The organism is Eubacterium sp. AF36-5BH (assembly GCF_003460505.1).
In the GTDB taxonomy this organism is placed as follows: Bacteria; Bacillota; Clostridia; order Lachnospirales; family Lachnospiraceae; genus Eubacterium_G.
In genome coordinates this window covers 148,754-173,196 of the sequence record NZ_QTVG01000004.1, presented here as the reverse complement: position 1 = coordinate 173,196, position 24,443 = coordinate 148,754, and the positions used below count along the sequence as shown (strand labels likewise).

Genomic DNA, 24,443 nt, shown 5'->3' with positions numbered 1-24,443 from the left:
AATATCGTCCACGTTTATGCTTTGTCTTTATCATTCATTTTCTCGGCATACTTTTCAAATTTCTCGCCTTCTTTTTTTGCCATTTTCTCTTTTTGGCGGTCGGTGGTTCTTACATAAATTTTATTTGAAACACTTTGCTCTTTGGCTCCGAATTCTTTTTCTGAAACTTTTCCGTAACCTCCAGGAACAGGATTTTCTTCATCATCGTAATCACCGTATGTGCCATAACCACTATAATAATTATAGCCATACTTTCCGTAATACTTGCTGCCATATCCTTTTCGATAGCCATAACCATAATGTTTTCCATAGTTATAGCCGTATGTAATATTAAGTTTTCCTGCAGAGCCGTTTAAAATACAACCTAAAATCGGTATTCTCGTATATGAAAATTCCTGAATTGTGTCAATGATTTTATTTACTTTTGCGCAGTCTTCTTTTACCACATAAATTACACCATCACTGTGTTTTGCAAGAACTGCCGCATCAGACAATTCACTACATGGCGGTGCATCTATGATTACATAGTCAACTTTTGCTTTTGCGTTGTTAATGAAATTCCCCATGGCTTCAGAATTCAACTGTTTAATGGGATCCTTTGATGGAATTGTTGGTGCAATCATAAGCACTCTTGTACCCTCTAAGTTGACAATTGCCCCACTGCTTTTTAACTTACCTGCAAGGAAATCATCCATTTTGAAATCGTATGTATCCTGTTCAACCATTTTGTGTAATGATGGTGAACGGAGATTTCCATCAATTAACATTACTGTATGTTGGCTTTTTGACAATGAGTACGCAAGATTGAGAGCCACTGTACTTTTCCCCTCGCCCTTTACTGTACTTGTAACCAATATAACTTTCGCATTATGTTTTGCAAATTCTCTCTCGCACCTTGAGTTCACAGAACGCATAGCCTCTAAATATCTAAAACCAACAGCTTTATTTAAAATAGAGCAGTTCTTCAATTTATTTTTTCTCTGATTAAGAGAAACTCCCGGCAAAATGCCGAGAAAATTTACATTCAGATATTTCTCAACATCTTCCCTGTTTCTAATAGTTCTAACGAAAAATCCGTAAATAATACTTGGTACAATTCCAATTAATAAACCAATGAAAGCATATATAATAGTCTGCTTCCATGGTGAATATGGATTCGTTGGTACTTCAGCAACAACCGGTTCTTCTAACACATCAAGCTTTGTGTCACCAATTACAAATTCTGCCACACTGCCATAATTTTTCATTACAGACTGTGCCACCTTATAATTCATTTGTGGATTAGGACCTGCTGTAACTATACTTAAAATATTTGTATCAGGTACAGCCGAAATTGTAATAGTTGATGGCATATAGTCAATGTTCAGGTCTTTTTTAATTACCTCATAAAAAACTTCGTTGTTAATTAAGTAATTAAAACTTACACTTAAAATAGATGCCAACTGGGTATTGTTGGTGTATGAACGGTCCTCTCGACCATCATACTGTGCTGCTGTAATTGAGAAAGTTGCCTTTGTCTCATAATTAGGTGAATAGCCCGACGAATAATTATGATGACCAATAAATCCACAAACTACAATGGCAACTACCATTATTATCCAGAGTTTTTTTAATGCCTTAAAAAAATTGGAAATAATCTGAGACAGGTCCATAGGTTCCTTATCAACAGCTTTCCTAGTATTATAACTATTCATGAGCAACCTCCTCCCCATCTTCAAAATTCTTAAATACACTTGCGGTTTCTCTTATTTTTAACTTCTTATAATCATTTAAAATACAGCCTAAGAACTGACTATCCGCATCATTCATAATATTAATGCAGTTTTCAATATCTTTTTCATAGGAAAAGTCCTGTCTGATTACAAGCAGTGAAAAATCAACGTCATCAAGTAACGCTTCCGTATCTGAAAGCATGGACATTGGAGGTGTATCTATAATTACAAAATCAGCAAACTTTCTACACTTTTTAATTAAGTCCTTCATGGCACCTGATTTTACAAATTCATAAGTGCTACTATGGCCCTTTGTGGACATAACAAGATTAAGCCCCTGCCTATCACGATACATGGTTTGATCTAAACCACATTCCCCCTGTAAAAGTCTTACCATATCAGTTACCTGCTCTTTTGGAATATCAAGCATCTTGCAAATGGCAGGCTTACGCATATCTGCATCAATAACAATAACTTTCTTGCCTTCCTTTACAAGAGATAAAGCAATATTCAGTGCTACCGTAGATTTTCCTTCGTTTTCACAAACACTTGAGACCAAATAAACATTCTTAGATGGCTTGCGGTCGTGTTCGTATTCAAGTTTTATTCTTATGTTATTAAAAGATTCTATAAACTTAGTTGTAATAATGGGACTTGTAATAAGCAGAGCTTTTACACTTTGAACAATTTTTGATTTCACAGTTCTGTTTTTATTTTCATGGTAAATTGTACCAAACAAGTCTGTGTCTAACTGTTCTTCAACTGCTGCCTCGGTCTTAATTGTCCTTCTTAAAATACTAACCAAACATAATCCAAAAAGCGTAATTACCCCACATATGCCACCTACCTGAAGAGATTTCTTTCTAGGCATAAGTGAATTGTCTGCAAAAGTAGGCACAATAGGTGCCTCAAGAGGATCAAATACTGCATCAGATGTTAAATACCCTGACAGATCTGCATAATTATCCATAATTGCTCCTACTGTCTTAAATGACAAAATAGGATCTTTTGATGTAACTGAAATTTTCATTAAATTAGTTTCTTCAATTAGGGAAACATTCATAGTTGCATCTAAAGATGATACATGCAAGTCCTCTTTGATTTTATTATTCATAATATCAGAATTCATTAAATTCTGAAAAATTTCCACAACATTTTGTGCAAAAATTTTATTTGTATAAACATAGCCTGTGCTTTGCTTTGGTGTAACTACATAAATACCTGTACTTGTATATTCAGGAACATAAGTAGTGCTAATATAAGCATGGGTAAACATGACTCCTGCTGCTGCCACCATAACGATTATCCACCAACTGCTAATAACATCTTTGGCTAAGCTAAACAAATCTATATTTCGTAAATTAATAATTTTATTCTTCATTGGTAAACCTCGCTACTCTTCAACCATAACTGTCAAATAGGCTGTTCCTTCATTTCCACTTAAATCTTTTACAGAATACTCAACTAAATAGCAACCTGCTTTTTTTGTTTTTACAGACGAACTTGTTACACGCACATTGTTTTTGGAAATCGCTTTTCCTCTATTATCCTCTACGCTTTGAATATATTTCTTTGGATTAAAAGACTCTCCAACCTTTGTGTAAACAATGTTTTGCGACAACTTAATTACAGGGCTTAAATTATTATCCTGCTTAATAACTACAACCGCTTTTAATTTCACTGTATCGCCCAAACTGTTAGTTACCTGAGCCGTGATAGTATTATCACCTGAAATATTTGTCGAAATATCCTTTGACAAAATCTTTACTTTTCTGCTAATGTCACCGTCGAACACATCAGTTGCTCCAATAACCGACTTAACATCAACATCTGTACCTGTGTCAAAGCACAAGGACTGCGACAAAACGAATCTTGGTTTCTTATAATCTGTAAACTGAATTTTTCTCGTTGCCTTGGTTACTGCACCTCTTGAATTGGCAACTGCATATGTAATATTACAAATATGATTTTTCTTATCCACAAATTTGGATATCGACTCCACAACAAGTCTTGATGTAATATCACCATCTTTGCTATCCTTTGCAACAACACCTTTTAATAAAGCATCCTTGTCCTTGACCGATACTTTTTTAACCTGACCTGCATTATCTACAGATATAACCGGTGCGCTCTCATTGGTGTGAGATTTGGTATACGCCCAGTTGATTACATATGTAATTGTTGCTGCTAAAAAAATAACAATTATTATATATTTAATGTACTTCATGATTTCTCCTTTGGGTGGGGGGCTATGAAATATGGAAGAGATTTTTGATTGTTCTCTTAACTTTTCTTAATGCCCTTACAATAAATTTATCTTTTAAACAGTTTTCAATTAGCTTTATTACATCCTTACAATTATCCAACTTTTCCATAAATTGATTATATTTTCTATGCATGTTAGCATTATAAAAATATGAAGGATTATATTTTGTTATTTCTTCTAGATTAACCTGTCTAATACTAAACTGTTCACTAATTTTATTAAATATTTTCTCGCCTTTTAAGGTATTCACAAAAACTGCTGAAGTTCCCTGGTTATCAAACATTTCAGGTATGGCATCATCTATTCCCCAATAATCAGCTAAGGTAATATCGCTTACTCTATTAAAGCCACGATTCTTACATTCATAGCAGGCTTTTTTCAAAAACAAATCTGCTAAAAAGCCACGCATGTAAATATTGTCGCTATGATTTTCCTCAAAGACGGTTCCATCTACATATTCTACCTTAAAATTATAATCATACCAACCTTTATCTTTATTTCTAAAATAAATATTTTTTATTTCACCTTTTTCTTTTAAGTAATCCGAATACCTGTCCCACACTTTTTCATCAGGCATTCCATGACATATAAAATCAACCTTTAAAAGGGTTGGATAATCCTTCTTTAAGAAGGAACTTAAGCCTGCATTTTGGCAGGGAGTGCCAACAAACATTACCCTTTTTCCTTTTTCAAGAACTTCCTTAATCTCTTTAAAAGTATTTCCTAATCTGCTTGGTGCATATTTACTTCCCATAAACTGTGCAAGCTCATTTACACTGGAGCATTTTGCATGCTCCACGCTAAACCCATCATTGAACCTTGCACTGTACACTATTCCACCTTGTTCAATAAAATCTTTTGCAAGAGCGAAATAACATCCACCGGAGGAACTCTTCTGTCTTATTGATGTGTTTTTATTAATACAGGCATAGGCTTTAATTGTACTTTTGTTAATCATGTTTTTTCCTTACATCTATTACTTCTTTCGCATTGAGTGATGATTTTTAACTCTAGAAATTTCTCTTTATAATTTTCAAAATTAATTCCTTTGTTTGACCAAACTCAGGCATCAAGAAGGTTGCTCCTAAGAATATTACATTTGCAATGCCAAATATAACTATTCCTTTAACTACAAATCCTACTACACCTGACAATGATATATGTACGCAAACAGCGTAAGTAATTACGCACATAATGCACACCAGCCCTGTGTAGAAAATCATCTTAAAAATAAATTCAATTGCATTTCTTTTAAAAATAACAGTAAACAGGTTATATATTAACCAAGGCATACCAATAAATGCCATTGTTAAAATTGTGGAAAGCAAAATTCCAAACAAGCCTATATAATGAACTAATATTAGGTTTAAGCCAAGGTTAGCCAAAGAAACTACCAGTGGTCGCCACTTATCCTCATGCCACATTCCTGCTGCATCCTTGTACATATTAATAAGTGTATTTATATTTCGAACAAAGAAATAAATGCAAATGCAAATAACCAAATTAAAACTTAACATAGACTTCTCGCCCACCCACATTTTCATAAATGGTTGATACAATCCAAGCAGGCAACATGTGCAAACTGATGCTATCCAACAAACTATGTATAAAAATTTCTTTAAATCATTGTAGTTCTTATCTTCACTTTCAACTATAAGACTATTTCCTACACCCGCCATACAGGCATTGAAAATAATCATTATAAATCCATATATGGATGACATTATATAAAAATAATTATTATATATTGCGAGAGTTGTTAATCCTAAAAAGGTTGAGATAACTATTGTATCCGCTGAATCAACTACAACTCCACCAACCTTAGCAGTAAACAAATCTCTAACTTTTCCATTAATTACTTTCACTTCTGACTTATCCAAATGTCCTCTTGCATTGTAATCAGGGAACATTTTGTTACACTTCCAAGCTCCATACAAATTATTGAAAATTTGTGTAGCAATTATAATTGTCAGATACAAATAGTAGTTAGCCACAATTATTAATAACACTGCCTGTATAATATACTGCAAAGTAGATGAAATCATAGTTACTTTGGCGGTTACATCGTTTCTCTGATGTGCACCAAATAAACATGTTTTATATGCAAACAACCAGTAAGTTAAAACTGTTGCTCCTAAATTCATTAAATATAAAACATAAATATTTATATCTTCCGGTGCGCTTCCCGAAATTAATTTAGGAATGAACGGTACTAATATAAGTCCTGTTATTAAGATTACTGCACCTATAATTCGATAATATAACTTGTACAGATTCATTAATGCACAAATTTTCTCTGTGTCATCTTCAGCAATTGGCTTGTACATGCTAAACACAAGAGCTGAACCAACTCCTAATTCTGCTAGATTAAGCACACTTAAAATGGAAGTAAACAAGCTGTTCAAACCTAAATACTCCATGCCTAATGTGTATATAAATATAGTTCTTAGAATGAACGGTCCTAATAATTGATAAATTTTTAGGAGCACTCCGTATATTATGTTTCTTGTTGCGTTCTTTGTTCTTTCGATTTTCATTTATAATATCCTTGCTATAGCTTAAGAATTACTATTTATATTTAATGCATTTTTTAGATATTCCAGTGATTCTTTTCTCTTAAATTCTATCTTTTGTTTGTTGTATATAGCGCTTTTTCCTACTATATTTTCTAATGACTCATCAGTATCGCCTATGACACTATAATCATCAATTAAATTAATTAGTGTCTCCATTCTCGACCACATATCCGGTGAAAAGTTATCATTTCTCTTGAAAACTCTGAACGGCTTATCAAAAATTGCAGAAAATACACTTCCATGAAATGAATCTGTAAACAGCATTTCACTATGTGAAATTACATATACAAACTCTGTCGGATCTAAGGAGAAATAATCCAAATTGGAAATATCCTTATCCCATAACCACTCACAGTATAATTCAACAATAGGATAATTATACTTCTTTGATAATTCTTTTATGTATTCTTCAACTTCCTTACTTTTATTTCCTAAAAAATATGTAGCTATATATTTTTGCGGAAGCACTATTTTAGGTTTGTTTTGAAACTCTTTCCATTCCTCCTGATTTAAAAGCAATGTTGGATCTAAGGTAACAGGCACATTTTTATTTAAAATATTTTTGATTATTGTTGCACCCGATTCCTCCCTAACAGATATTGATTTCATATCTCTCAACAATTTCTTAAACAACTCTACATACTCATCTGGAAGGGTGCTAATTCCAAAACTTGCTGCATACGCAATTCTTTTTTCAGTCTGTGCAAAATATGCAGTTGAACTTTCTATATCTTCCAAACACTCTATAAATTTTGGATTCCATATCTGGTCACTCCCACAAACAAAGTAGTCAAACTTATCTGCAATTCCTTTTCGATATTCATTTTTATAAGTCCAATATTTGCTTATTTTTAAATATCTTTTGTCAAACTGTGAGAACTTCCTTTCTCTTTTGCAAATTCCAATTCTTTCGTTTATATGCAAAACATTTCTAATACATGTTTTGATTCTATAAAAAAATAAATTTAGTTTATTTTCTTTTTTGAATATTTTATTAATGGTTTCAACTTCGAAACCTAATTTTTCTAAACTTTTTAATAAAGCATAATTTTGAAGTTTATTACCATAATTTCTTCCGTTTGTTATTGTAATAATTCCTATCTTTTTCATGTTTTTCCTTACATTTATAATTTTTTATGTTCTATCTTGTAACCTGCTAATTCTTTATAAGATTGTCCTTCAATACTTGACAGACATCTATCAATATACTTTTCACAATTATATACTGGTATTATAATACTTATTGTGTCCAATTCTCTTAATTACTCCTTCTGTCTACTATCTTAAATATTTTCTGTATTGGTATCCACATTCTCATCAGCACAATAAAAACTGTATAGCTTTTCAAGTTTATTGCAATTTTTGCAATCTTGTGAACCATAGTCGAATTTTTATTATGCTTTAATGCTAACCTAACTATTTTTTCATTATAAATTTCACCTAGCTCCTTTTTAGCAATCGCAATCCCTTTATAATTTTCTTTACAAATATCATAGGTTGGACCAATAAGCTCTAATGCCATCGCTGTACATATATTTTTCATACAAACATTAAGAATGTTGGCCTCATTAAACACCTGTATAGCATATGAGTATCTAATTTTTGCACTGTAAAATTTTACTTTTTGATTTTCTGTTTTAGTCAATGAACCACTTATATCGCTATAGTTGTATAGCCATTCACTAATAACAGCAACATTACTTATATATTGTATATATTCTAAATTAAACAACACATCTTCCGCGTATTCTATGTTTCTATTAAAAACAATATTGTACCTCTTTAATATCTTCGTTTCATACATTTTATTCCATACAGCTCCAAAATATATGTTAAAGCCACTTTTTGCCATCTCTTTTAAAAAATCTTTTTTGGAAACTATTTCTTTGGTCTTAAATGGCGAAATAACTACACTACTATACACCAACCTACAGCATAACCCACACACACAACAGTTATTTTCCCCTATAGCTGCATGTAACTTTTCTATCATTTTTTCATCTATGTAGTCGTCGCTATCTACGAAACATATATACTTTCCGTTAGCGCTCTTTATTCCGTTATTTCGTGCTTCAGAAACTCCCATGTTGTTTTGTGTAATAATCTCAATTCTTTTGTCGATACAAGCATATTCCACTAGCTTATTTGCCGTTCCATCTGTTGAGCCATCATCGACAATAATAATCTGCAATTTATTATATGTTTGATTAATTACACTTTTTATACAATTATCAATATATTTTTCGCAATTATATGCTGGAATAATCACGCTTATTAAATCCTGTTCAATATTATCCACGTTTGTTCTCTCCATCAAATATCTTTTCCCATTTCTTAACGCTTTCATCAACACTAAATATTTCATTCATATCATTAAGTAATTTTTCATATTCTTTTCTTTCTTCCGGATATTTTATCATATTAATTATCCCATCAAAGATTGCATCTTCTGTATTTTCAACAATTTTCCCGTACTTACCATTGTCCAATAATTCTATAGGTCCAGCACATTTTGTGCTTAATATAGCTTTGTTTAAAACCATACTTTCAGCAACTGCTAAACAGTATGATTCATGGTAAGAACCACATACAAACAAATCACATAATTTTATATATGGATATGGATTTTCTTTAAAGCCAAGTAAAACAATCTCGTTTTTCAATCCACATTTTTCTATTTTTTCTTCAATTTCTTCTCTCATATTTCCTTCACCTATTATAAAAATTTGAAATCCATAACCTGCTTTTTTTATTTTTTTTGCTACATTAATTATTCTCAAATATCCTTTAGGTTCAACTAACGCTCCAAGCATTACTATATTAAAAATTTCTTTTTTTAATTCTGTTGGCACAAAATCATTACTTCTTTTTTTTATATTTTCCACATCTACTGGATTATATATATATGATACTTTTTGATTAAATCCGTACTTTTGTACAAATCTTTTTGCACAATAATTTGAGACTCCAATTATTTTATTAAACGGATCAAAAAACCATTTTGCTTTTTTTTCACTGTAATCTGTTGCTGATGATACATTCACCATGGCATCCATATGCTCCCATAAAATTTTTAACGATTTCTTGTTTGTAGAACCTCCTATAACCCTTGCTGCGATTGCATCATCACATGCAACTTCTACATCATATTTTCCTCTAATAAATAATTTATATAATATTTTTCTTGGAATTTTATCACACAGCACTCTTACTAAATGGTTATATATTTCTGAACTTTCTTCCTTAAATGGCATGTTAGACTTTGTTATTATATGACTATCCAAAAAATTCGTATAATATCCACCTGGGAACCTCCTTATCAAAGTAACTTCGTATTTGTCGAAATTTAAATTATTTAAAATTTCCGTAACTACTTTATCTAGTCCTCCCTGTGCTAAAGTATCTATATAAAATAATATTTTCTTCTTTTTTAACATTCTATATATTTTCCTATCTTTTCTTTAAATGTATCATAGTATAAATCTACATTATAGTTTTTATTGTTAATAAATTCATTATAGGCATTTTCAGCTATTTGCTTTCTTAATTCGTCATTGTCATAAAGTTCTTTCATTCCACAATATAATCCTTCTATAACATCTCTACTTTTATCTACCATAATTGCCGTTCCAGAAATTAACGACTCAACAATCCCTCCTGAATTTGTTGAAACGATTGCCTTTCCCATTGCCATTGATTCAAGTGCAACTAACGGAAAAGCCTCTTCGCAAATGGAAGAGATAACCATAACATCTGCAATAGAGTAAAACTCTGGCATATCATTCGGATAAACATATCCTGTAAATATCACATTATCTTTTATATCTTCAATTTCTTTAATTAATCTGACATAATACTCATCTTTATCAATCAAATTGTACCACGTGCTTCCCACAATTAGTAACTTAACATTATTGCATTCTTTACTTACTTTTTTAAATGCTTTGACTAATTCTAAAACACCTTTTCCCTTATAAACGCTTCCCGCATACATATACACAAAATCATTCGCTTCTATGTCATACTTTTCTTTAATTTTATTACAATCGAATTCTTTATTTCTGTTAAATTTCCTTGTGTCAATACAATTATAAAATACTTCTGTAATATTATTAGGCGAACAGTTTTCAACTCTATTCTTTATATATTTACTTACAGGTAAAATAACTTTTGCAGTATCAGTAATATATCTACATAAATATTCCGGCTTTGTTGTTCCATCTATATCATTATGCATATGATATATCATATTATTTTTACTTCTTTTCATATGCTTATATATGTCCTCATACACCTGCATATTATTTTCTATCAAAATCAAATCATAATTATCTCTAAACTTTTTTAATAAAACTCTGTTATACGGAATAAATCTATATCGTCTATTGAACAATTTCAAGAAAGCATTTCTTGCTTTGCAAAAAAACCAATTTAATTTACTTATATGTAGTTGTATTACTTCAGCATTCTTATATTTAATATTACATAATTTAGGTGATTCTATTGTATATATATCCATAAAATAATCACCTTTTTTCTCATTTCCTTTTATTATTTCTGTTGTTAATTCCTCTCCTGCCCCACCATCAACTGCCGGAACCGGAACAAATCCTGCTGAAATTACTGCCATACGTTTCATTTGTACTAATACCTCTTTAACCTTTCAATAACTTTTTTCATAATCCAATGAAAAATACTTCCCATTGCAATTGATGATACTATCGAACCTATTATCACTACACTTAAATTTGCATCTCCAAAAAGATTTTGGAAAATATCTATAGAAATTTGGTGTAACAAAAATATTTCATATGATGCCTTACCAATATATTTTCCTATAATACTCTTACTAATAAATCCCATTGCGCATAATACAATAAGTAATACAAATATATTTTGACAAACTATTCCTATTATTGAAATAAAATATTCTGGGAATTTTACATGCCATCTTAAAATGCTCCAAATAAAAAATGTTACAAAAAACACTATCGTAAAACTAATAATTATCAGGATATATTTTTTAAAATCATTTAACTTTTCTTTTACCCACTTCAAATCACTAAAAGCAAAAACAATTCCTAGTACAAATGGTAAAGATTGTCCTATAACTGCATTTTCAATTTGCCACCAAACATCATATGCAATTGACAACAAAATTAAGCCAAAAGCCATTACCTTTTTATTTTTGATAATTCTTGCACATATATAAAACAATATGTATAACACAATAATACATTGTATGTACCAAAAATGCCCGCATACCAAGTCTATTCCTAATATGCTCTTTATTAAATTACTTCCTACTAATTTTTTTTGTTCTAACACAATATAGATTATATTTGCACTCCAAAACGGAATTAATATACAGAGCAACCTTCTTTTCAAAAAATGTTGGATATAATTTTCTTTATTAATATAAGAATATGTCAACCCATATCCCGAACAGAAAAAAAACATTCCTACTGCTAAAAATCCAACATTAGCAGGTAATGCCAGTATTCCTATTCCCTCCATTTGTGCACACAAATGCGAAACAATAACCATAATACATGCCAAGCTTTTTATTATGGTCATATTCTCAATTTCAAGACCTTGCTTACTAAATTTGTCATTTTTTCTTAATGGTAATATACATATTCCTAATACTATGCATATAATTGCCATTGGTACTATCTGTTGATTTAAAATATCCTTTATAATACGCATTATTTTCTCTCTTTTTTATGTGTTTAACTATAAATTATAATATACATATTTTAGCTACTATAATTTTTCAATTTATTTTTACATACTTACAACTCCAATCTATCAAGTAACAAATCGGAATCATAATTATTATCAACCACATCAATATCAATAACCAGTATCTAGGTGCATACACTAACGCATTTAGCAATGTCACCATAATTGGATAATGTATTAACCACATATTAGTTGACATCTTTCCTATATATTGAAAAATCTTTGCTACCTTTCCATTTATCAATATGTATGGTATTGTAAAGCACAATATTGGTGCTGTTATATTATCAAATATTGTAGCTTGAATTTTTAGCATAAATATGCATATTCCAATTAATATTATTCCTAATCCTAGTTTGTATTTTTTAGTAATCTTATCCTGAATAAAAATTAATATTCTTTCAAACCCCTTGTATTCAGCACATACATAGCCAATTAAAAATACAGGCAAAAACATAAATGGTTCAATAAACGTCTTATATATAATTTCCGGAACTACCCATTTACTTTGTAACACTGTATTTATAACAGTTATTCCACCTTTGATTCCTACTAATATTCCTATTTGCACAATCCAGTTTGTCTTGCTATATATTTTGTTTATTAAAGGAAATACAAAAATAATTACAATATATGTAATCATAAACCACGCAAATTTATTATATGAATAATCTAATGCAAAAATATTTAATATTACTTTTCTAATATCTAACTGTATTTTGCCCAAAGTTAAGTCAAGTGCAATAATTATAATTGTTATAAAAGCATATTGAATCCATATATTATATATTCTTTTTAATGAATCCTTTATTGAATAACTTCTCCCTTGTTGAGAAAAAAACATTCCATAACCGGACAAAAATAAAAACATTGCTACACATATTTTTCCTACTGAGCCAATTAACCAAGGAATATCATTTACATTTGGTAATTTTATAAATGCAGTATATTTTCCATAATCCATCCAATATAAATGATCATATAACATCAACAATATTGCTACACCTTTTGCAACCTATGTATGTTCTTTTGTAAACTTATATTTATTTTCCATCTGTTCCCTTTCTCTTCCAATCTCCCAACTTCACATACCAATAAAAGTATCCGCTTCTTCCACTCTTAATACTTTTATACATCTGCTGCAAATATCTTGGATTATCTTTATCTAAATATAATTCTTCCTGATGACTGCATCTTTCCATTATTTTCTTAACCAGTTTTTTCTTTTCTCTTCCTGACAAATCATCATTCCAAATAATATTTTTTGTAATCGCATCCGCCATATAATGAAGTACAACCATATTAAAAACTTTCTTTTTTACTTCATTATTTTTTATTTCTGTATCAAATATTTTTTCTACGAAATATTCAATTCCATTTAATCTTGCCAGATTAGAATTATGAAGTAAGCTTGTACTTCGTTGCAAATATTCATATCCAACGTAATCTATGTAAGTAATTTTTTTCCAATAATTAAGAAGTTCCAAGTTATAAATTAAATCTTCTCTATCAATTACTTTTGCGTCTCCAAGAATCTTTGACTCATCTATTACTGATTTACGATAAAGTTTATTCCATGCATAACCAAAAGACATTTCTCGAATCGAATCATATAGTTTTCCAAGCATTTGCTCATTAGTGTACGTTGCCTTTTTCCATTTGCACGTTTCGATAATATTTCCTGTTTCGTCTACTTTTTCGTATCCAAAAATCACAACGTCTGAGTTCTCTTTTCCAATTGCTTCAACACAGTTCTTTACAACATCTTTCTTCACAATATCGTCGCTATCTATATACATAAGATATGTTCCTGTTGCTTCCAGATATCCTGTGTTGCGTGCTGCTGCAAGTCCTCCATTTTGCTTATGAATAACCATAACTCTTTCATCTGACTTTGCGATTTCGTCGCATATTTTTCCACTATTATCTGTTGAACCATCATCAACTAATATGATTTCAAGATTTTCATAAGTTTGATTTCTGACTGACTCTATGCAATTTTTCAAATATTTTTCAACATTGTATATAGGTAATATAACCGAAACCTTTTCCATTTTTTCTCCACTAATCTAATCATTTGTCAACAATTGTGTAAACAGTTCACTCCACTGTTCAACAATTTCTTCTATATTGAACTTCTCTGTTCCAACCAACGCATTTTCAGAAAATAATTTTCTCTTGCTTTCATTTTCTATAAGTTCATTAATCTTTCCTGCCATTTGTTCTATATCAAAACAATCTACCAGATAACCATTGATTCCATCTGCAATTATCTCCTTTGGACCTGCAGGACAATTAAAACTAATACATGGTAATCCCTGCGTCTTAGCTTCAGTAAGAACAAGTCCAAAACCTTCATAGCGTGATGTTAGAACATACATTGCAGCTTTCCTATAGTATTCATTTATGTCATCTACGTGTTCTTTCAAAATGATATTTTTTTGCAATTTATATTTTTCTATTTTCTGTTGCAAATCATATTTATCTTCGCCATCACCAATAACAATCCATTTCCAATCAGAATGTTTACTGAACACTTGATTTGCAACATCTATTAGAATGTCAAACCCTTTTTGTTCTGTATATCTGCCAACACTAATTATTGTTTTGCTGTCCATATTGTAACTTGTAGTGTTAACATTGCTTGGCATCGGATTATGAATTCTCACTAATTTCGTTTTCACTTCAGTCTCTTTTTCATAAAAATGTTTATCTTCATCTGTAAGAACTACAATGGCATCTGCTTTTTTCGCTGCCATTTTTCTTGTTAGTTTTCTGTAGTTCACATAAGGATTAACATAGTAGTTAAACTGCTCCCATGACACTAACTTACACTTGTTTTTCTTTAATGCTGGTATTGAATACAAATCAAGTATTCCATCTATATCTACCAACACATCTATTTTGTTGTTCTCTACATATTTTTTAACAGCCTTCACATAAGTTAATATTTTCTTTCCACTAACATGTTCTGAGAACAATGTATCTCTTTTTATGCCCTGTTCTAAATGAAAGAATGTTTTCTTCTTATCTTCCCATAAGCTAACAATACTTATTTCAAACTGACCTCTTTTATGTAATTCATTTGCTATAACTGTTCCAACTCTTTCAGTTCCACCACTTCTTGTAATGTCTCCTGAAAAAAAACAAATCTTTTTCATTTTATCTCCGTTTTTTATATCTGCTTCTATACTATAAAACTAGCTAATTTCCATAATTTATAATTATATGTTTCAAAGGCATCTTGAATATCTTTGTTAATAATTCTTCCTTTTACTTCATATTCACTTGGTTTAATGTTATTAATTAATTCACATGCCAAAACAAAAACATCCTCTATTACTTTGTCGTCAAGGTTTGATACTCTTCTGTACAGTAATGATGATAAATGTCCAAAAGCTAAATTGTACAAAACCTTATCATTTTTTATGTTATTATTTTCAGCCTGTTTAATTGCATCTTCCATTACCCAATAGTGATCTAAAGTCTTAATTGAATTGCGTGCATTTCTAATTATACCACTGTAATTAATTCTATAGTCATATACTATATCTGACAAAACCACCATTTTACACGGCATTCTAAATAACACATTACAAATTATTGTGTCCTCATACCATTTGCCCATAGGGAATCTAATATTATTGAACATTTCCCGTTTGAAGATTTTCCCCCAGGCATACCCATGATTGCACACTGCCTGTCCCGGATTATTTTCTATTATTTTAGGTTCATTTAAACATTTTTGTTTGTGATTAATATCCATAAACATTCCATAACTTCCCACAACAACATCTGCCTTGTTATTAATTAATGCATCCATCATGATTTCAATGGAACCATCTTCTAACAAGTCATCTGAATCCATAAATGTTATGTATTTTCCAACAGCATTGTTAATTCCTGTATTTCTTGCGCCTGACAACCCTTGATTCTTTTGCTCTATATATTTTATTTTGTCAGATTCTATGCTCTGAATTATTTTCTTTGTATTATCTGTTGCTCCATCATTAACAATTATTAACTCATAATTGTATTTTGTCTTTTGATTCAAAACAGAATCTATTGCTTCCTTTATATACTTTTCTACATTATATGCCGGCATAATAATCGACAAATCTACATGTTCATTTGTTGGAAGATTAATTATTTCCGATTCCATATTTTCAATAGGATACTCTCTAAGTAATTCTTCCCTTACTTTTAAAGCATCATAGATTTTCTTTTTTCTGCTCTTTACAAAATTCCTTGCCACCATATAATAAGCCATCAGTAATGCATATCCCACTTCCGACAGCACCTTTGCAATTACATGATTTTTAAATATCCTTGAGAAAGTGTTATACATCCTCTGTTTCATAAATAACCACCCTTTTTTTCTTTGGTTTTTCTTCTAAATTTTCTTCCAAATTTTTGTACGAATTACTCTTGTATGCCAAAAGCTGTAATATTGGGAATGTTGCAGCCTCATGTCTTACCCACGAACCGAAGTCCGGTTCAAAAACTACTGAGCCAAAGAAGTAGGCACTATAACACGCCACAACAACAATCATGTTGTCATCCAAACTTTTAATATTCTTAATCGCCTTAAAGTAGTAATACAATATAAAAAACTGAAAAACTACAAAGGGCAAGTAAAATATTCCCTTAAACGCCAATTCTATTGGCACCATCATACGCACTGCATTAATTACATAATCATACATAAAGATTCCTAAGTTACCATTAACTTTTATTGGATTCTCAATACTTGTACTTGCGCCTTCATTCGTTTCCGTTGTGCCATCTCGTGCGTTTAATGCGTTTACATAGTCCTTATGTGCTACAAACTGACTTGCATAGAAGAACGTAAACACAGCCACAAAACACATAACAACTATAATCACTATATGTTTTCGTCTGATTTTTTCTCTCTGTTTAAGCCATACAAAAATCAGATACATAAATATTGTCATTGCCGCCATAATTATGTAATAAGACCTATAGAATGTACTCTCCCAATAGAACACTAACACACAACCTATCACCTTAAGCAATGTGTTTTTTAGAGGCAACTGAATAATCAAATACAACAAAAAGAAAAAGCAAATCTGAATTGTCTCTTTAGTAATACTGAACACATATATATTTAATAGTCCTACAATCATCAACGAAAAAAAACATTCTCTCATTTCCATTTCTTTTGTTCTGGAAATTATAATCATGGCTATTGGTGTGAGAATTATTCCAAGTCCTATGCTCCATTGTGTTAACGTTGTCCAATTAAAGAAATTTATTGCCTTATAAAAATCTACTGTGCTTTGATATCCTCCCCAATTGGTCATTCCTTTACCACCTGTAAGCATAGTAAGTAGTCTCCAACTATCAAAGTAATATTTATCCGGAAGCATATATAAGTGAATAAATTTTGCAAGTATTGCTACCAAAGGTATTAATAACAATGTTGTATCTCTATTCTTTTGTCTAATTCTCTGATAACTTAAATCCATTCTCCTCCAACGCTTTCCTATAAAACTCTTCCAACCATACTGCCTGTGCCTTAATGTCAAACCCGGCTTCTACAATTTGGCTGTAAGTATCTTTTTTCTCAAAATTATTCATTTGGTTTATCACAACATCTGCCCACTTTTCAGGTGTTTCGTCTAAGGTTACCACTGTCACATTACCTGTAATGTCACATTCCACCGGCACCCTGTCTGATATTACGCAAGGCAAACCTGCTGCCTGTGCTTCCACCATTGTTACCGGCAAGCCTTCAAACAACGATGGCAAAAGGAATACATCAAATGTCTGCACTACTTTTTCCACGTCGTCCCTTACACCAAGGAATTTCACTGAATCTGTCAGCCCCAGTTTGGCTACCTTTTCCTTAATGTGATTTTTTAGAACGTCATCTGTCTCGCCACCACCTACTAGTACCAGCGCTGTGTCTGGTTCTTTTTTGTGAATGGCGTCAAATATATCTATTAAAAATTCATGATTCTTCTGTGGGAAAAATCTTCCCACGTGACCAATTACTTTCTTATTTGTAAGTCCAAGCTGTTTTCTCATATCATCCTGAACAGCTTCATTGTATCTATATGCATTAGCATCTATGGCATTTTTCATAATGATAACTTTATCCCGGTTCTTTTTGCCATAAAGCCAGTCCCCTGCTTCCTCTCCGCAGGCAAACATGTGCGTATTGTAGTATTTCAGCATGAATCTAAAATAATATCTTACAAGAAGTTTCAGATTAATTCCCAGCGGTCTGTTGTGAGAATGGGATATTCTAACAGGCACACCCATTTTCTTCGCCACTTTAAGTGGTAGGTAACTTCTCTCTTCTAAATTACTATGTATAATTTTGTATTCAGGATGTTCTTGTAAAAACTCCTTAACTTCTTTTTTATACTGATGAAATTTGCCGGGATACATTGGACACATATGGTATACCCTGCCACCAAGGCTTTCAATTTCATCTTCGTAAGCAGCCCGATAATCCCTGTTTGTAAGGAAATCAAACTTCACTACGTCTCTATTTATATTTCTCATATAATTCATAATCATGGCTTCTGCACCACCACGATCCATTACCGTATCCAAAACAAGAACATGAATTGCTTTCATATTATCTTCCTTTAACGTAATTTGTATTATAGTTAATTTCTAACAGTTCAAAATACTTATTTTCATATTTCTGATGATAATGTTGATTAATATATCCGTCATAAGCATTTATACTATCCCTGGTAATGACAATGTACTGAGCCTTTAACGACTTAATCATTTTCTCAAACTCTAATGTCATTTCACTATCATGACTACACTGCCAATCTTGTAATATACAATATTTATAACATGGCTTTATATCCGATATAATGTAGAACTTAGCTAAAACATTATATGCAATAACTCTGTCTAACTTATCACCTGGAATTTTTTCCTTTAAATCATTAACATATTTTGCATAATCTTGTTCTTCATTTTTTGTGACAAGATTACAACTATCAGCTAAAACACTCACATTTTTTCCTATCACTATGCACGAGCTTATAATAAGGAAAAGCATTAAAACATATCTATACGTTCTATATTTTATCGATTTCAAGTCAACTATACATACACCAATACATAATAATGGTAACCATATTATAAGATAGTGTCGATATGGTTGCCCACTTATTTGTAATGCTATCGCAAATACACTCATAACAACCATACATATAGATAATATATTTTTTGTCTTCAACTTATTCTTTTTGAAACAGCTTACTAAAAATACTGTAAAAATTGGGATTAAATAAACTATTGTCTTAATTTGTTCCTTTAACAGATATTTTTCATTTGTGCTTGCTTTTGCATATCTAAAATTAAATATAAATGTTGCATAGATTGCATCCTTCAGAGCACCTTTTGCAATAAAATATATAACAAATGGTGTAAGGCTAACCAGTATTCCTAACGCAAACCAAAGAATATTTTTTAAAATAATATCATACCTTTTTTCAAATAATACATATACAAATAATACCAGTATTATCGCACATAACGGCAAAGCATTTGTAATTCTAGTTAAAGCACATACAGTAAATGTAATACCATAAAAAAAGGCATACCCTAAATTGTGCTCCACATTTTTCTTATTTTTTCTATTCGAATATTTTACAAAAAAGAATGTACTCCACATCAAAAATGGAAGACAATATTCTTCAGTAAAATTTCCTCCCTGATAATATATATTTAATACAAATAAGCTTACAATTGTAAAAATACAAGACTTGTTCTCATTAAAATATAATTTAAAAATGTTATATTCCGCCATTAATGTTGCTGCAATAAATAATAATTCTATAACAAATAATCCCACTTTATAATTGGGTAACAAAAATGCCAAATATTCCACTAATATAATAAACGGACCTTTATGATCAAAGAACTCCTTATATGGAACCATTCCATCTTTTGTAAGTTTACCTAACATAACAAAAATATCCGAATCATCCCCATAAGTTTTCAATATCATGGAAGATGCACGAGAGCATATTAATAAAAACACTGATGTTGCTATAAGAATCTTTATTATTAGCCAAGCCCCTTGTTTTTCTTTTGCGATATATCTATTCACTATGTTTCTCCTCTTATGCAACTACTTCACTACACTTCCGCTCTCAACATCTTCTCTCACCACAACTCCTGCGCCTATTGTGCAGTTGTCGCCAATATGTACGCCTTTAGTTATCACCACGTTAGTTCCAATCCAGCAATGCTTTCCGATAACAGTCTCTTTACAGGTATAACCCTGACTTTTTATGGACTGTCCCACGTCTTTCACCACATGATTGTGGTCATACACGTGACTGTTTGAACCAAAGATGGTTCCATCCCCTATTTTTATGAACTCTAATGCATTTAATGAGCAACCATTGTTAAAAAAGCAGTTTTCTCCTATTTCCACAGTGCCACCATTCTCGATTGCTACGTGAAACTCATTGCGCCATGTAGTTCCTTTTCCGATTTTTAGTTTTTTGCCATATATTAATTTGTATGTTATCTTCTTTATCTTCGCCTTAAAATGGCACCACATTTTTATAAACTTCATGGTTCCTCCATCTTCATGCATTATAAATTCTGTGTCCTATCTATAACTTTTATTTTCACAGGTTTAGCTTAAATATTTTCTTGCTATTGATAAATAGTTTTTAAATACTTTTCGAAACACCAATATAGAACTCTTCTAAATCTTTCGCCTTTTCTTTTATATCAAACCCGGCTATCTTTACTTTTCTGTTCATTTCCTCAGCATCAAGTTCAGTATTTGTAAATGAAATTATTCGATTAGCCCAGTCTACAACATCACTTTCTAAAGCTTCATACTGAATTTCATCGGTAATGTTTACCTTGTAGTCTATTCTGTCTGAGGCAATACATCTTACTCCCGCTGCCTGTGCTTCCACCAAAGTCACCGGAAAGCCTTCGCTTGTTGACGGCATTACTAAAACATCCATCACCTGCAAAAGTTCTTCTATGTTATCTCTAACTCCAAGAAACTTAACCTTATTTTCCAAGCCCTGTTCCTTGATTTTTTTCATTACTTCGCTTTTATACTTTTGCTCCGCTTTTGGTTTTCCGCCACCTATTAACAAAAGTTTGCTGTTTGATCTTTGGTTATTAACATTTTTGAATATATCTATTAAAAATTGTTGATTCTTTTGTTTAACAAATCTGCCTATGTGACCAACTACCAGTGTTTTTTCATCTATTTTTAGCTGCTGTCTCAACTTCTTACCTGTCTTCTCATTTGCCTTGAACTTTTCAGTATCAATTGCATTGTTCATAATAGTTATATTTTTCATATTGTTGCCAAATAGCCACTTAGCAGTTTTTTCTGAACAGGCAAAGCCATGAGTGTACAGCCCCTTCAATCTATTTCTCATATAGAGTCTCGCCCACTGCTTTGGTCCCTTGTCATTTGGTATTGAATGAGCGTGAACGATTCTCACTGGAACACCCATTTTTTTTGCTATTTTCATTGGGAAATAGCTTCTCTCTTCTAAATGTGAATGTATAATCGTATACTCCCTATGTTCCGTCAGAAATTTTCTGAATTCTCTTTTGAATCTGCCTATATTCTTTAGAAGAATTGGATTTAAATGGTATACATTGCTTCCCATTTGTTTAATCTCGTCCTCATAATCTGACTTATATTTTCTAATCACTAAAAAGTCCATTTGAACTTTTTCTCTATCTATATTTCGCAAATAATTCATTACCATTGTTTCTGCGCCGCCTCTGTCCATGGCTGTAATCAGAACCAATACTTTTACTTTCCTCATTTTAATATCCCCCATTATAAACCTGTTTATATTTTTTGCACAAAATATCTGTGTTAAAACTCTCTTTTATATTTTCTTTGGCTTCTTTTATAATATTGTCCTGAGCATAATTCCTACACGCTTCAATAGCGTTCACAAACTCATCCACCGTATTACACATATAACCGTTTACCTTGTTTTTTATCACATCGCAGTTACCTATAACGTTTGAAACCACACATGGTTTCTCCATGTACATTGCCTCCAGCAAAGCTATTGGCAAGCCTTCCCATCTTGACGGTAGCAGAAAAACATCTCCGGCATTTGCCACATCATATCTACAGTCGCCATCTGCCCAGCCTGTAACAAAAATGTTAGGTGCCGTCAGTTTATCTTCTAATTCACCTGCACCAATCCACACGAATCTAATATCCGGAAGCCTTTTAGCAATTTCATTAAACATTTCCGGATTTTTTTGGTATGTAACTCTTCCCAAGGTATAAACTGTGTATGGATGATTTTTTCCTACTAATGGTAAAGTTTCAAGTATTCTGTCCATTTTCGACATATTGATGCCATTACTAATGTATGTTGATTCTTTACAAACTGTAAGTCCCTGCTTCCATTCACTTTCACCGCAGGCAATGGTAATGCAATTTGACTTTGCACCACATATTTTTTCTATTAACTTGTATAAATTTCTTTTATTTTTTGAGACGCCTTCCATTAAAAAGCTATATCCATGAGGTGTATATAAAACTTTTTCGCATTTTCCTGGGAACATAAATCTACCTATAGCTCCAGCTTTTGAAGAATGAGTATGAATTATATCCGGTTGAACATCTTTTACGATTTTTCTTAATTCAAGATACGCCTTCAAATCTTTCATTGGATTAAGACTTCTTGTAAAATTCTTTACTTCCACAAGCTGTATTCTATTGTCAAAAAAATCTGCATAATTCTTTGGTGTTTCTTCACGCATTCCAAAAGCAATGGTAATATCAAAATCGTTACACAACCCGTTTGCAAGTTCTACTATAAATGTAAAGACTCCGCCTCCCATTGCTTCTACCATATGCAGCACTTTCTTTTTTTCTTTTGCCATAATTTTCTCCGTATGCTGTACTAGATTTTCCTTTCAATTTCCCTTATGAATACTTAATATTCTGGACTCAGTTTTTCGCACACATATTTTCTTTAACACAATTAAGTGCTTCTTCCACTACATTGTGCATATCAAAATACTTGTACATTCCAAGTCTACCGCCAAAAATTACATTTGATTCTTTTTCAGCTAACTCTTTGTACTGTGCATATAACTTGTTATTTTTCTCGTCATTCATTGGATAGTAAGGTTCGTCGCCTTTCTTCCAAGTTGCAGGATATTCTTTTGTAATGATTGTCTTAGGTATGCTGCCTTCGTTTCCACCCTGACATGCAAATTCGAAATGTTTGTGTTCGATAATTCTTGTATATGGAATTTCGTACTCTGTGTAATTCACTACTGCGTTGCCCTGATAATTTTCCTGTTCAAGTTCCTCTGTTTCAAATCTTAATGAACGGTACTCTAATTCTCCGTAGCAGTAATCAAAATACTCATCAATCATTCCCGTAAACACAATCTTATTTGCAATGTTTTTGTACTCTTCTTTTTTGTCAAAGAAATCCTCGTTAAGTCTCACTTCAATGCCAGCCAACATTTTCTCGATAATCTGCGTGTAGCCACCCACCGGGATTCCCTGATATTTGTCATTAAAATAATTGTTATCATATGTAAATCTGACAGGCAAACGCTTAATAATGAAACTTGGTAACTGATCGCATGGTCTTCCCCACTGCTTACCTGTATATCCCTTAATAAGCTTCTCATAAATATCTTTTCCTACCATTGAAATTGCCTGTTCTTCCAAATTCTTTGGTTCAGTAATTCCTGCTTCTTCTACCTGCTCTTTAATCTTCTTTCTCGCTTCATCCGGTGTAAAAACTCCCCACATTTTATTAAATGTATTCATATTAAATGGCAAGTTATATAATTCGTCCTTGTATCTTGCCACAGGCGAGTTGGTATATCTGTTAAATTCAGCAAACTGCTGTATGTAATCCCATACTTCTTTGTTATTAGTATGAAAAATATGTGCTCCATATTTATGAACATTAATTCCATCAATGTTTTCTGTGTATATATTACCTGCTATGTTAGGTCTTTTGTCAATAACTAAAACTTTCTTTCCTGCTTTGCTTGCTTCATGTGCAAAAATACTTCCAAAAAGTCCTGCACCTACTACTAAAAAATCGTACATATTTTAATCTCACTTTTCTAATTTTTAAATTATTATTTCTTATATGGAAT

20 protein-coding genes and 1 pseudogene are annotated in these 24,443 nt (G+C 31.6%); all 21 read right to left on the bottom strand.

The window, feature by feature from the left end; all coding sequences use genetic code 11:
• Positions 1–14 precede the first annotated feature (14 nt).
• Positions 15–1,694 carry a polysaccharide biosynthesis tyrosine autokinase gene (locus DW006_RS05175; protein WP_158561077.1) on the bottom strand — a complete coding sequence of 560 codons (1,680 nt, stop codon included), beginning with the start codon at positions 1,692–1,694 and terminating at the stop codon, positions 15–17.
• On the bottom strand, positions 1,687–3,093 hold the full coding sequence (locus tag DW006_RS05170; protein ID WP_117999349.1) for a polysaccharide biosynthesis tyrosine autokinase: 1,407 nt from the start codon (positions 3,091–3,093) through the stop codon (positions 1,687–1,689). Before DW006_RS05170 ends, DW006_RS05175 begins: the two co-directional genes overlap by 8 nt.
• Positions 3,094–3,105: 12 nt before the next feature.
• Positions 3,106–3,939 (bottom strand): immunoglobulin-like domain-containing protein, encoded by an 834-nt coding sequence (locus tag DW006_RS05165; protein WP_117999348.1) that lies wholly within the window; start codon positions 3,937–3,939, stop codon positions 3,106–3,108.
• A 22-nt stretch (positions 3,940–3,961) separates the two neighbouring features.
• A complete protein-coding gene (locus DW006_RS05160; RefSeq protein WP_117999347.1) occupies positions 3,962–4,936 on the bottom strand; it encodes a Coenzyme F420 hydrogenase/dehydrogenase, beta subunit C-terminal domain in 975 nt (324 codons plus the stop codon).
• A gap of 52 nt (positions 4,937–4,988) precedes the next feature.
• Complete coding sequence (locus DW006_RS05155; RefSeq protein WP_117999346.1) at positions 4,989–6,515, bottom strand: polysaccharide biosynthesis protein; 1,527 nt, start codon at positions 6,513–6,515, stop codon at positions 4,989–4,991.
• A 21-nt stretch (positions 6,516–6,536) separates the two neighbouring features.
• The gene (locus DW006_RS05150) at positions 6,537–7,664 is read right to left on the bottom strand and encodes a polysaccharide pyruvyl transferase family protein (protein WP_117999345.1); all 1,128 of its coding nucleotides are present in this window, start codon (positions 7,662–7,664) and stop codon (positions 6,537–6,539) included.
• A gap of 148 nt (positions 7,665–7,812) precedes the next feature.
• A complete protein-coding gene (locus DW006_RS05140; protein ID WP_158561076.1) occupies positions 7,813–8,853 on the bottom strand; it encodes a glycosyltransferase family 2 protein in 1,041 nt (346 codons plus the stop codon).
• Positions 8,846–9,991 (bottom strand): glycosyltransferase, encoded by a 1,146-nt coding sequence (locus tag DW006_RS05135; RefSeq protein WP_117999342.1) that lies wholly within the window; start codon positions 9,989–9,991, stop codon positions 8,846–8,848. The genes DW006_RS05140 and DW006_RS05135 overlap by 8 nt, the downstream gene beginning before the upstream one ends.
• The gene (locus DW006_RS05130; RefSeq protein WP_117999341.1) at positions 9,985–11,193 is read right to left on the bottom strand and encodes a glycosyltransferase family 4 protein; all 1,209 of its coding nucleotides are present in this window, start codon (positions 11,191–11,193) and stop codon (positions 9,985–9,987) included. The genes DW006_RS05135 and DW006_RS05130 overlap by 7 nt, the downstream gene beginning before the upstream one ends.
• Positions 11,194–11,198: 5 nt before the next feature.
• Positions 11,199–12,263: an acyltransferase gene (locus tag DW006_RS05125; RefSeq protein ID WP_117999340.1), complete on the bottom strand. Its 1,065-nt coding sequence runs from the start codon at positions 12,261–12,263 to the stop codon at positions 11,199–11,201.
• 67 nt (positions 12,264–12,330) lie between these two features.
• Positions 12,331–13,299, bottom strand: a pseudogene (locus DW006_RS05120) (acyltransferase family protein); the annotation flags it as partial.
• 43 nt (positions 13,300–13,342) lie between these two features.
• Entirely contained in the window at positions 13,343–14,353 is a 1,011-nt protein-coding gene (locus DW006_RS05115) for a glycosyltransferase family 2 protein (RefSeq protein ID WP_117999338.1), read from the bottom strand.
• Positions 14,354–14,368: 15 nt separating this feature from the next.
• Entirely contained in the window at positions 14,369–15,460 is a 1,092-nt protein-coding gene (locus DW006_RS05110; RefSeq protein ID WP_117999337.1) for a glycosyltransferase family 4 protein, read from the bottom strand.
• 26 nt (positions 15,461–15,486) lie between these two features.
• The gene (locus DW006_RS05105; protein ID WP_117999336.1) at positions 15,487–16,659 is read right to left on the bottom strand and encodes a glycosyltransferase family 2 protein; all 1,173 of its coding nucleotides are present in this window, start codon (positions 16,657–16,659) and stop codon (positions 15,487–15,489) included.
• The gene (locus DW006_RS05100) at positions 16,640–17,788 is read right to left on the bottom strand and encodes a hypothetical protein (RefSeq protein WP_117999335.1); all 1,149 of its coding nucleotides are present in this window, start codon (positions 17,786–17,788) and stop codon (positions 16,640–16,642) included. The genes DW006_RS05105 and DW006_RS05100 overlap by 20 nt, the downstream gene beginning before the upstream one ends.
• On the bottom strand, positions 17,763–18,908 hold the full coding sequence (locus DW006_RS05095; RefSeq protein WP_117999334.1) for a glycosyltransferase family 1 protein: 1,146 nt from the start codon (positions 18,906–18,908) through the stop codon (positions 17,763–17,765). Before DW006_RS05095 ends, DW006_RS05100 begins: the two co-directional genes overlap by 26 nt.
• Before the next feature lies 1 nt (position 18,909).
• Complete coding sequence (locus DW006_RS05090) at positions 18,910–20,406, bottom strand: hypothetical protein (RefSeq protein WP_117999333.1); 1,497 nt, start codon at positions 20,404–20,406, stop codon at positions 18,910–18,912.
• 21 nt (positions 20,407–20,427) lie between these two features.
• Entirely contained in the window at positions 20,428–20,880 is a 453-nt protein-coding gene (locus tag DW006_RS05085) for an acyltransferase (RefSeq protein ID WP_199521884.1), read from the bottom strand.
• A gap of 100 nt (positions 20,881–20,980) precedes the next feature.
• On the bottom strand, positions 20,981–22,114 hold the full coding sequence (locus DW006_RS05080) for a glycosyltransferase (RefSeq protein ID WP_158561075.1): 1,134 nt from the start codon (positions 22,112–22,114) through the stop codon (positions 20,981–20,983).
• A 1-nt stretch (position 22,115) separates the two neighbouring features.
• Positions 22,116–23,198 carry a glycosyltransferase gene (locus tag DW006_RS05075; protein WP_117999331.1) on the bottom strand — a complete coding sequence of 361 codons (1,083 nt, stop codon included), beginning with the start codon at positions 23,196–23,198 and terminating at the stop codon, positions 22,116–22,118.
• Positions 23,199–23,265: 67 nt separating this feature from the next.
• Positions 23,266–24,393, bottom strand: a complete 1,128-nt coding sequence (glf, locus tag DW006_RS05070) for a UDP-galactopyranose mutase (protein WP_117999330.1) — start codon at positions 24,391–24,393, stop codon at positions 23,266–23,268.
• Positions 24,394–24,443: the final 50 nt, after the last annotated feature.